At 56.2% G+C, this 9,876-nt stretch carries 10 protein-coding genes and 2 tRNA genes; 2 read left to right on the top strand and 10 right to left on the bottom strand.

Annotated features, from left to right (window positions below; genetic code table 11):
• Positions 1-8 precede the first annotated feature (8 nt).
• The 6 genes from GS632_RS16325 to GS632_RS16300 form a co-directional block, all read right to left on the bottom strand.
• Positions 9-83, bottom strand: a tRNA-Glu gene (locus GS632_RS16325).
• A gap of 24 nt (positions 84-107) precedes the next feature.
• A tRNA-Glu gene (locus GS632_RS16320) sits at positions 108-182 on the bottom strand.
• A 98-nt stretch (positions 183-280) separates the two neighbouring features.
• Positions 281-2,023 (bottom strand): single-stranded-DNA-specific exonuclease RecJ, encoded by a 1,743-nt coding sequence (recJ, locus tag GS632_RS16315; RefSeq protein ID WP_171722208.1) that lies wholly within the window; start codon positions 2,021-2,023, stop codon positions 281-283.
• A 93-nt stretch (positions 2,024-2,116) separates the two neighbouring features.
• Entirely contained in the window at positions 2,117-3,100 is a 984-nt protein-coding gene (gene glpX / locus GS632_RS16310; protein ID WP_171174891.1) for a class II fructose-bisphosphatase, read from the bottom strand.
• 69 nt (positions 3,101-3,169) lie between these two features.
• Positions 3,170-4,456, bottom strand: a complete 1,287-nt coding sequence (locus GS632_RS16305; protein ID WP_171237340.1) for a homoserine dehydrogenase — start codon at positions 4,454-4,456, stop codon at positions 3,170-3,172.
• Between the two features lie 126 nt (positions 4,457-4,582).
• Positions 4,583-4,831, bottom strand: a complete 249-nt coding sequence (locus tag GS632_RS16300) for a hypothetical protein (protein WP_171174887.1) — start codon at positions 4,829-4,831, stop codon at positions 4,583-4,585.
• Positions 4,832-4,933: 102 nt separating this feature from the next.
• Here GS632_RS16300 and GS632_RS16295 point away from each other — a divergent pair, with 102 nt between their 5' ends.
• The gene (locus GS632_RS16295) at positions 4,934-5,521 is read left to right on the top strand and encodes a TetR/AcrR family transcriptional regulator (RefSeq protein ID WP_171722207.1); all 588 of its coding nucleotides are present in this window, start codon (positions 4,934-4,936) and stop codon (positions 5,519-5,521) included.
• A gap of 21 nt (positions 5,522-5,542) precedes the next feature.
• On the opposite strand, the gene GS632_RS16290 is transcribed toward GS632_RS16295, so the two are convergent.
• Entirely contained in the window at positions 5,543-6,454 is a 912-nt protein-coding gene (locus GS632_RS16290; RefSeq protein WP_171174883.1) for a pirin family protein, read from the bottom strand.
• 157 nt (positions 6,455-6,611) lie between these two features.
• Between GS632_RS16290 and GS632_RS16285 the strand changes: the two genes are divergently transcribed.
• Complete coding sequence (locus GS632_RS16285; protein WP_171174881.1) at positions 6,612-7,091, top strand: hypothetical protein; 480 nt, start codon at positions 6,612-6,614, stop codon at positions 7,089-7,091.
• Here GS632_RS16285 and GS632_RS16280 read toward each other — a convergent pair.
• From GS632_RS16280 to GS632_RS16270, 3 genes are read right to left on the bottom strand one after another with little or no spacing between them, the layout of a single operon-like run.
• Entirely contained in the window at positions 7,053-7,649 is a 597-nt protein-coding gene (locus tag GS632_RS16280; RefSeq protein ID WP_171237341.1) for a TadE/TadG family type IV pilus assembly protein, read from the bottom strand. The two genes, GS632_RS16285 and GS632_RS16280, sit on opposite strands and share 39 nt — an antisense overlap.
• A gap of 4 nt (positions 7,650-7,653) precedes the next feature.
• Positions 7,654-8,184 (bottom strand): TadE/TadG family type IV pilus assembly protein, encoded by a 531-nt coding sequence (locus GS632_RS16275; protein ID WP_171174877.1) that lies wholly within the window; start codon positions 8,182-8,184, stop codon positions 7,654-7,656.
• Positions 8,181-9,818, bottom strand: coding sequence for a TadE/TadG family type IV pilus assembly protein (locus GS632_RS16270; RefSeq protein WP_171237342.1), 1,638 nt, complete (start codon positions 9,816-9,818; stop codon positions 8,181-8,183). Before GS632_RS16270 ends, GS632_RS16275 begins: the two co-directional genes overlap by 4 nt.
• Positions 9,819-9,876 lie beyond the last annotated feature (58 nt).

Genomic DNA, 9,876 nt, shown 5'->3' with positions numbered 1-9,876 from the left:
GAAGGAAATGGTAGCCCGTAGGGGAATCGAACCCCTCTTTCCAGGTTGAAAACCTGGCGTCCTAACCGATAGACGAACGGGCCATTTGGTAGTGGCGCAAGCAAAAGTGGTAGCCCGTAGGGGAATCGAACCCCTCTTTCCAGGTTGAAAACCTGGCGTCCTAACCGATAGACGAACGGGCCACGCTGGCTTGTGGAGGGCCTTTTACGGTTTCACCGTGACCCCCGCAAGCGGAAAAATGCAGGGATGTGAAAGTTTTTTGGGCCACTGTCGCAGAGCGCTAATTTGCCTCTGCTGCATCCTCCAGCCTGAGTTGCACCGATTGGCGCCCGCCCCATGTATTCAACTCAAGCCGTCCCGCGAAATGGAAACGCGCGCCACCATGATTTGACAGCTTCTCGCCCATGGGTCCGTCAAAGGCGCCAAAGGCAATTGCGTCGAGCCCACCGCCCATGCCATCGGCCAGCGACAGTTTCAGATGTGTTTCCCCGACTCGTTTAGCAAAGCGCACCTGAAGGTCCGGCAAAGCATAGCGTGGGGCAGGGGCGCTGGCGCCAAATGGTCCCGCCTTTTCAACCTGTTCTATCAGATCAACCTTCGCCGCGCCGGGCATGAGTGCGCCGTCCAGTTTCAGGTCAGCCGGGCCGCTCTGACCGGCCCCTTGTTTGGCCAGCAACTCGCTCAGACGCTCCATGGCAGGTTCAAGCTTGTCGCGCATCACCGTCAGACCCGCCGCCATCTTGTGGCCGCCGCCCTTGACCAACAGACCTTCAGCGGCGAGACGCTGGATTGAGGCCCCCAGATCAACGCCCGAAACTGACCGACCCGAGCCTTTGCCTTCATCCCCATCAAAGCCAATCACGATGGCCGGGCGGTTGGCGGTTTCCTTCAGGCGCGATGCTACGATCCCCACCACGCCGGGGTGCCAGCCTTCGCCCGCCGCCCACACCAAGGGCGCGTCCAGGCCACGATCCTCGGCCTGTTCCATGGCTGCCGCGCGAACAGCGTTCTCAATATCACGACGTTCTGTGTTCAACGCATCCAAACGCTCTGACAAAGCTTGCGCTTCGTGCGGGGACTCTGTGCTTAGCAATCGCGCGCCCAGATCAGCTTGACCGATCCGTCCGCCTGCGTTCACACGAGGGCCCAGCAGAAATCCAAGATGATAGCTGTTCGGCGCGGTATCCATGCGCGAGACATCGGACAGGGCCACAAGACCGGGGCGCCGCCGCTGCGCCATCACTTTCAAGCCCTGCCGAACCAAAGCGCGATTGGCATCGATCAAAGGTGCGACGTCGGCCACGGTAGCCAGCGCCACCAGATCCAGCATCGACATCAGGTCCGGCCCCTTCGCTCCTGCTTCGCGCAATTGTCGTCCGGCTTCGACCAGCATCAAGAACACCACACCTGCTGCGCAAAGATACCCCAGATCGCCGCTTTCGTCCTGGCGGTTCGGATTCACGACAGCGACGCAATCGGGCAGGGTTTCGCCCCCAAGGTGGTGATCCAGAACGATCACGTCGGCCCCCTTGGCCGCTGCGATCGGGTCATGGCTGAGTGTTCCGCAGTCAACGCAAATGATCAGATCATGCGCTTCCGCTAAATCCCGCATGGCAGGTGCATTGGGGCCATATCCTTCGTCGATGCGGTCTGGCACATACAGCGTCGCCTGCAAACCCATATGGCGCAGCCAGACCATCAGCAGCGCGGCAGAGCTGCCGCCGTCGACATCGTAATCGGCAAACACAGCGATTTTCTGACGATGTCTAACCGCGTTAAGAAAGCGTGTCGCTGCAACCTCCATGTCTTTCATCGCACGCGGGTCGGGCAGCAATTCCTTGAGCTTTGGGTCAAGGAAACCGCGAGCCTCCATCACCGGCACACCGCGTCGGGCCAGAACCTGGCACACCGCGCGTGGCAGATCAGTCTGCTGTGCCATCATTTCTGAGGCGCGCTCGACTTCGGCGCTGGGGCCAACCCAGCGTCGCCCCGTCAATGATTGTTCGACTCCTAGAAAACTCATCGCTCGCCTCTTATGCGCCAAGGCCGGACCCTTGCGGACCCGGCCTTTTCATTTTTTCAGAAATACTCTCGCCAAAGGCAATGGCGCAAGCCGTCACGCCTTGTCGTGCGGCCAGGTGGGCGTGCGATAGGACATGCGGCGCACCGACCCTGTTTTGGACCGCATCAGCAGGGTTGTGGTTTCAACCCAGCCCGGTTCACGTTTGATGCGCGGCAGCAGTGAACCACCTGTAACACCGGTTGCGGCAAAGATCACATCTGCGGTCACCATCTCATCGCGCGCATAAACGCGATCCAGATCCGTGATGCCTGCTTTGGCGGCGCGCCCACGTTCGTCATCGTTGCGGAACAAGAGGCGACCAAAGATTTGACCGCCCATGCATTTCAGCGCGGCGGCAGCCAGAACACCCTCGGGCGCACCACCTTGACCCATATACATGTCGATTCCGGTCACTTCGCTTTCGGCACAGTGCATGACGCCAGCCACATCACCATCGGTGATCAGGCGGATCGAGGCACCGGTCTCGCGCACTTCGGCGATCATGGCTTCATGACGGGGACGTTCCAGAATGCAAACGGTGATGTCGGCCGGTTTGCAGCCCTTGGCCTTTGCCAATGCTTCGACGCGCTCGCGCGGGGACATGTCCAGGTTAACGACGCCCTCAGGCAGGCCGGGACCAACGGCCAGCTTGTCCATATAAACGTCCGGCGCGTGCAGCATCGATCCACGCGGACCCATGGCGATCACGGTCAGCGCGTTGGGCATGTCCTTAGCGGTCAGCGTTGTGCCTTCCAGCGGGTCCAGCGCGATGTCCACACCGGGGCCGGTGCCGGTGCCAACTTCTTCGCCGATATACAGCATGGGCGCTTCATCGCGCTCACCTTCACCGATCACCACGACACCGGCAATGTCCAGCAGGTTCAGCTGTTCGCGCATGGCGTTTACGGCTGCCTGATCGGCAGCTTTCTCATCGCCGCGCCCGACAAGCGAGGCTGAGGCCAGTGCAGCCTGTTCCGCCACCCTTGCCAGCCCCAGAGACAGCAGGCGGTCGTTGAAATCAGTCTTGGCAGCACTCATTGTTCATTATCCCTTGGTCAGTAAAGCCGTTTCTTTCGGCATAGCTTGCGTTTCATGCGGGCTGCAAGATCAAACCTTTTCAATCCGCAGCGCAACAGGCTCACCTGCCACTACATCCGTATTGCGGAAACCGTCCAGCGCCACGTTCAGTGCGGCGCGGGTGGTTTTGTGCGTAACGATTAGAACGGGGGCTGTGCTTTCCGCGTGCGCGTACTGGCGCATCCGGTCGATCGAAACGCCCGCGTCGCCCAGAATAGCCGCAACTTTTGCCAGAGCACCGGGTTTGTCTAACAGGCCAAGCCGCAGGTAATACGGCGCAGGCAGGCCAGTGACCGCGGGCTTGGCAACCTCGAGCGATGTAGCAGGGCGGCCGAAGGTCGAAATCTGCATCCCGCGCGCCAGATCACAAACATCGCCCATCACCGCGCTGGCGGTGGGGCCTTCGCCTGCACCGGGACCGCGCAAAACGATCTGCTCGACCGAGTCGCCTTCGATCACCACCATATTGGTGCCACCCTCCAGCTGACCCAGCGGAGAGTCGCTGGGTACGAGGCAAGGTTGCATACGTTGCTCTAGCCCGCGTGCGGTGCGCTGCGCGACACCCAGCAATTTGATGCGGAAACCCATGTCGTCGGCCTGATCGATATCATCGAGGCTGATGTGCTGAATGCCTTCAATCTCGATGCCATCGAAATTCGGCTTGGTGCCAAAGGCAATCGAGGCCAGAAGCGCCAGTTTATGTGCAGCGTCGATGCCGCCCACGTCCAGATTGGGGTCGGCCTCAAGATAGCCAAGCTCGGCGCATTCATCGAACAGGGCGTTATACCCCTGACGCTGTGATTGCATTCGGGTCAGGATGTAGTTGCAGGTGCCGTTCATCACGCCCATAACACGCGTGATTTCATTCCCGGCCAAACCTTCCGTTAGGGATTTGATTACCGGGATACCACCAGCAACAGCAGCCTCGAAGCGGATGACACGACCCGCAGCTTCTGCCTGTTCTGCCAGTTCTTGTCCGTGGATGGCAAGCAATGCCTTGTTGGCAGTGACAACATCCTTGCCCGAGGTCAAAGCGGCCTCGACCGACGCCTTGGCGGGTCCGTTTTCGCCGCCCATCAACTCGACAAAAACATCGATATCGTCGCGTTTTGCCAGTGCCACCGGATCGGTTTCCCAGGCATAATCCGACAGGTTTACGCCACGATCCTTGTTGGGATCTCGTGCTGACACGGCCACGATCTCAATCGAGCGGCCCGTACGCGCTTTCAGCAAGTCGGCATGGCGGCGGACAATCTTTACGACACCGACGCCGACCGTTCCCAAGCCCGCAATTCCCAGCCGCAGTGCCTGTGTCATGTCGTATGTCCCTTTCCGCCGGATTCTAACTGTATTCGGACGTTTGTCCGATCAGCGCTGCATTAGCGGGTTCGGGCCAAGGGTGCAATCCGTCACCGGGCGAATGTGGAGGTGAAATGCTGTGCGTTAGTTGGTTTGTGCGTTTTGCAGCGCTTGGGCCTTTTGGGCGAGCGCTTCGCTTCGCTGCGTTAGGTCTTCTTCGACCGTGGCAGCTTGGCTGACCGGATCAATGGCAGGTCCCAGTGTTTCTTGCAGAGGAACAAGGCGCGGGTAGGGAGCTTTTTTCACCGAGGCCGGTTCACTGCCTTCCAACTCGGGGAAATCTGCGCAGCCGGCGCAAAGAAGGATAAACGACAGTATAGGCAGCAGTTTCATAGGGTGCGCTTTTTTGTTTTGTGTGCCGTATTGTGATGCACCTTTTGGGGCTGTCGATCAAGCGGGGTTCTATCTGAACAATTGTTCAGATATCGTAGGTACATGGCACGAACTCAAGGCTCTCACTCGGACATAACCGGCCCGCGCATTCGCAAGGCTGCTCTGAACTTGTTTGCACGACACGGCTATGCCGCCGTTTCGATGCGGCAGATCGCGAAAGAAGTCGGAGTGCAGGCTGGGGCGTTGTACAATTACACGCCGGACAAGCAAAGCTTGTTGCACCGATTGATGCGTGAACACATGCAGGAGTTGTTGTCTGCATTTAGCGAATTGCAGGGCGGCGAAGACGCTCCACAAGCATTGCGCCAGTTCGTCGGGTTTCACATTCGCTTCCACCTGCAACGCCCTGATGAGGTCTTCATAGCCTATATGGAGTTGCGAAATCTCTCGCCAGAAAACTTCGCCGAAATAGAAGACCTTCGTCGACAGTACGAAAACGCGCTGGAAAACATCCTTCACGCGGGGCAGCAGGCCGGTCAGTTTGCAATTCCAGACACTAAGATTGCGACGCTTGCCGTGATTGCCATGTTGAACGGTGTGATGACCTGGTATCGATCCGGTGGCCGATTGTCGCTGGATGAGGTCGAACAGATCTATTGGAACATGGTGCACAAGGCAGTGACGGCCTGACAACGTCAAGCCGCCAATAGGTCAGTGCGCGGGGCGAATGAACGTCCCGTTTCGCAGCTCCCGAAACGCTTGTTCCAGTTCGGCCCGTGTGTTCATCACAATTGGACCGTGCCACGCGACTGGTTCATCAATCGGAGCGCCAGAGATCAACAAAAACCGAACACCTTCCTGGCCTGCCTGAACGGTGATTTCATCCCCGGTGCCAAAGCGGACAAGGGTCCGGTCGCCAGACATATCGCGGATGTTGACCTCTTGCCCGGCGACCTCTTTTTCCAACAGCACGCCTGTTGGCTGCGAAGCGTCGGCAAAGGCGGCCTGACCCTGGAACACATACGCGAAGGCTCGGCGATAGGTGTCGATCCGAAAGGTCTTTTTCACACCTGCGGGGATCGAGATGTCCAGGTATTGCGGGTCTGCCGCGATACCATCCACCGGCCCGGTCTTACCCCAGAAGTCTCCAACAATCACACGAACAGTTGTGCCGTCGTCATCGATGATTTCGGGAATGTCTTTGCTTTGAACATCCTGATAGCGAGGGGCGGTCATCTTCTGATCCGAGGGCAGGTTGCCCCACAATTGAAATCCGTGCATCTGCCCCGAGGTGTTTCCGTGCGGCATTTCCTGATGCAGTATACCTGACCCGGCCGTCATCCATTGCACGTCGCCCGCACCCAAGGTGCCGGTGTTGCCCAATGAATCGGAATGCTCGACCGATCCGGCCAGAACATAGGTGATTGTCTCGATCCCGCGATGCGGATGCCAGGGAAACCCGGCCTGATAGTCCTGCGGCCTTTCGTTTCGAAAGTCGTCAAACAGAAGAAAAGGGTCCAGTTCCGACGGGTCTTGAAACCCGAACGCACGATGCAGTTTCACTCCGGCCCCTTCCATCGTGGGAATGGCCTGACGCGTTTCCAATGTAGGTCTGAGCGACATGATAAACTCCGGTTCGTTTGAGCAGCATGTAATCTCTGCGCCTGTGCAGTCAATTTGCGCGAACAAACCGAACCTGTGCGAATTTGCAACTTAACCAACCCCCTGTTGTTTCCCATTCAAAGAAGCTAAATCGAGGGGAACAAATTGGGAGATATTGATGCAGGACGACGTGTTGGCAACGATTCAGGCATCCTCGCCCAGACGCTGGGCCGGGGTAGGGATGCTGACAACGGTCGGGGCGCTGGTGACGTATGTTGCCTTGGCGTCGCCGCCCGAGCCGATGTGGCAAGTGTTTTTGTTTGCTGTGGGTGGCGCATCCCTATGGCTGGCCTACCGCGTCTGGCATGCGACACAGGATTGCATAGAACTGACTCAATCCGAACTACGCACGGGCTCGGGTCAGATCATCGCAAGAATCGAAGATATTGAGACTGTCGATAGAGGTGTTTTTGCCTTCAAACCGTCAAATGGCTTTCTGGTTCGCATGCGCCACAAGATGTCATACAAATGGGCACCAGGGCTTTGGTGGAGGCTTGGTCGTAGGGTGGGCGTGGGCGGCATGACAGCTGCCGCCGAGGCCAAGTTCATGTCAGAGGCTTTAAACGTTATTATCGCAGACAAAGGGCGTCTTCGCTAAATTGCACGCCACTTCGTTTGTGAATCTCGGCCTGGTAAAGATGAAGTTTTCAAAGGTAATTCCAGTGGCGAAGTCCCAGCCGGGTCTAAATGTCGGAATATACTCGTTTGATGTCTCGACCAGAATGAGCGTGTCCTGATTGGTCATCGGCGGCAGACGGGTTTCGATTTCGTCGATGTTGTTGTTGTCCCACGATTGCTCAAAACCGCGTACAGTGGACCACCGCACATAGTGACGGTCATCGTCTTCGTCGAATAAGATAAGCGACACCCGCATTTTCATCTCAGACCGATTATTGATCATCTTGCCCGCCAAATCGTGAAGCGAGTCGAAATATGTATCGGTTACGGCTTGAGTTTCACGTGAGATTAAATCGCTGATTGTATAAGCGGCCTTAAGATTCGACGCGCTTTGACGAAACCCTTCGAACGCTGTGAAGGTGAACGTGATCGTCCACAACATAAGCGGGAAGATCATAAGCGCTTCAACGGAAAGAATACCGCTTTCATCGTTCTTGAAGCCTTTGGTGCGGTTTTTTAAATTACTGAGTGTAGACATGATCTTACAGCGGCTCCTGTACAAATGCTGTCGTCGCGGTGACTGCGTAATGGCCAGTGTCATCGGGAACAACTTTTGCAATTGCGGACGCCTCCAGAATTGGATCGATACGCAAGCAGGCCCGCAAGATCATCAACTCGTTGGATTGCCCACTTTTAAAGTCCAGCACGGGTTTTGGATCTTCCGAGCTGTCAGTGCATGGAACTTTGTCCGAAAGAACGATACCTGTGAACGCATCTTGTTGGATCATCTGCAGTCGCAGGTTCCCAACACAGTCCGTGATGCCAGATACGTCACAAATCCTTGTCTTGATGTCGTCGTGGTTCCAGTTGGTACCAGTGCCCAAACGAATGTCCCTCACGATAAGGTCAACTCCGCGTTCCAACGCCGCGTGACGCATCGTGATTAACGACAGTTCGGCACCCGCGACAAGAAATGCCAAGAAAAACGGAACAAGCATGACAAACTCGATCGTCGCGCTCCCCGTCTCGGACCTACGAAACGGCCCGAGTTTCGACAGCATTCTGCGGATCATTGGGTCAGCCTCAATTTATGGATGGAAGAGGCGATGGATTCGAATGCTTTTTCAAGGTCGAGTCCACTAACATCATAGACGTGGCTGTCCGAGCTTGCGCAGTCTTTGAGCGTTCTGAAGCCCGCACGCGGTGCTTCAAATGCGATGCCATAGACAATAATACCTTGGTCTTTCGCTGCACCACACACATGTTTCGTGTGCTGGTTTTTCGCCGAAGTCTCTACTTTCGAGTAGGCTTTGGAGTACCATTCCGCCCAACCGCTGGATTGCCAGTAGTAATTGTATCTGGCGTTCCAGGCCAATGAGACACGGTTAAACAGCTCGGGATAGGTCAGGCGAACCGCCGTTCCGGTTTCCTTGTTCAATTCCGTCTCAGGCTCGGGGTTTCCGAAGGGATGATCCGCCCAAGCGTTTTGCTGGGGCCAGAAATAGTTCGGTCGGCCCTCGGAGTGATACACGGTATACTCACCAGCATCGGAATTGTACCAAACGTCTGACATACCTTCGCGCAGCGAAGGATTGAGCATGTATTGGTCTGTGTTCTGACCGTCCGTCATTACGATGATAATTTTAAGAACGTTCGAGTCGTAATCAGTGGGACGTACCGAAAACTTGCTAGGAACAATTGTTGACGGTGCATATGCAGGGTCTTGTTCCGTCGAAAGTTGCTGCACAATTGGCCGAGTGCTGGGGTCCAAAAGGGCAGTTCCCCACTTCACTCCGATATCAATCGATGTGTTTCCACCCGGTGTGAGCGATGCGATTTGCCCAAGGAGCTTATCCATATTGTCGGTCACAGGAGTGATTGCGCTGCCTGCGCGAACTGGGCAAACGGGCAGGGCGATTGAACCTTCGGAATAGGTGAAAGGATCGAAATGAGCCGTGCGTTCCAACCTGTCACCTACGTGCAGGTCGGCATCGCTGTACTGTTCCGGAATAAAGTTCACGCAATGCGAATAGCTATGCTCCTGCGTAACGTCGGTAAACTTGTCCAGAATTGACGCGCCAGCGTTGACCTGCGTTGCGTATGGTACGATTGAGATAGAAATCTCGCCATTGCCGGATTTGTCGAGCATAAGCTTGACAAACTCGGACGCTGCCTGCTGCAGAACCTTGATCTTGGATTCCCCAGGTGTCGCAGATGCTCGAGACATGGATCCGGAAATATCAAGGACCAGAGAAATTTCCACTGCACCAATCGATTCTTCGGCCGCGCTGGTGGCCCTCATCCCTAGTTCGGTTACTTGTCCGTAACGCAGGTATCGAGTCTCCATGACCGCTTCAGCAGACGCTGTTACCGATCTGGAACCAAACCCTTCGACCACTGTGGTAACGGCATTGAGGTTGCCCAGTCCAGCTTTGTCCATATACGCGTCTACAACGTCTTTGGCAGGAAGTTGCTGGTCAAGGTCAGCCGCGGCCAGGACAGCACGGTCCAAAGTGGATTGCAGGCTCGCGCGGTCGCGTTCATACTTCATGAATTCCATCGACATGCCTGTGACCGCAAGCATGAGAACCATCATAAACAAAACAAAGATAGTGAATGTACCATCTTCTTCTTTGGCAAACTTGCGAATTTCGGAAGCGCGACGCTTGAGTGTCGAACCGTTATTCTGAAGCGAGTATTTAATCATTTTGATGACTCCGCTCCGCACATGGAGTTCGTGCGATATGAAAAGAGATTTGGGTTAA

The sequence above is a fragment of the Ruegeria sp. HKCCD7296 genome (assembly GCF_013110775.1).
Taxonomy (GTDB): domain Bacteria; phylum Pseudomonadota; class Alphaproteobacteria; order Rhodobacterales; family Rhodobacteraceae; genus Ruegeria.
The sequence above is the reverse complement of the archived record's forward strand: the minus strand, read 5'-3'. Positions and strand labels throughout refer to the sequence as shown.

What these genes read in the sequence shown, in the direction of transcription:
- recJ (WP_171722208.1), bottom strand. Translation starts at nt 2,023, where the DNA reads ATGAGTTTTCTAGGAGTCGAACAATCATTGACGGGGCGACGCTGGGTT.
- glpX (WP_171174891.1), bottom strand. Translation starts at nt 3,100, where the DNA reads ATGAGTGCTGCCAAGACTGATTTCAACGACCGCCTGCTGTCTCTGGGG.
- GS632_RS16305 (WP_171237340.1), bottom strand. Translation starts at nt 4,456, where the DNA reads ATGACACAGGCACTGCGGCTGGGAATTGCGGGCTTGGGAACGGTCGGC.
- GS632_RS16300 (WP_171174887.1), bottom strand. Translation starts at nt 4,831, where the DNA reads ATGAAACTGCTGCCTATACTGTCGTTTATCCTTCTTTGCGCCGGCTGC.
- GS632_RS16295 (WP_171722207.1), top strand. Translation starts at nt 4,934, where the DNA reads ATGGCACGAACTCAAGGCTCTCACTCGGACATAACCGGCCCGCGCATT.
- GS632_RS16290 (WP_171174883.1), bottom strand. Translation starts at nt 6,454, where the DNA reads ATGTCGCTCAGACCTACATTGGAAACGCGTCAGGCCATTCCCACGATG.
- GS632_RS16285 (WP_171174881.1), top strand. Translation starts at nt 6,612, where the DNA reads ATGCAGGACGACGTGTTGGCAACGATTCAGGCATCCTCGCCCAGACGC.
- GS632_RS16280 (WP_171237341.1), bottom strand. Translation starts at nt 7,649, where the DNA reads ATGTCTACACTCAGTAATTTAAAAAACCGCACCAAAGGCTTCAAGAAC.
- GS632_RS16275 (WP_171174877.1), bottom strand. Translation starts at nt 8,184, where the DNA reads ATGATCCGCAGAATGCTGTCGAAACTCGGGCCGTTTCGTAGGTCCGAG.
- GS632_RS16270 (WP_171237342.1), bottom strand. Translation starts at nt 9,818, where the DNA reads ATGATTAAATACTCGCTTCAGAATAACGGTTCGACACTCAAGCGTCGC.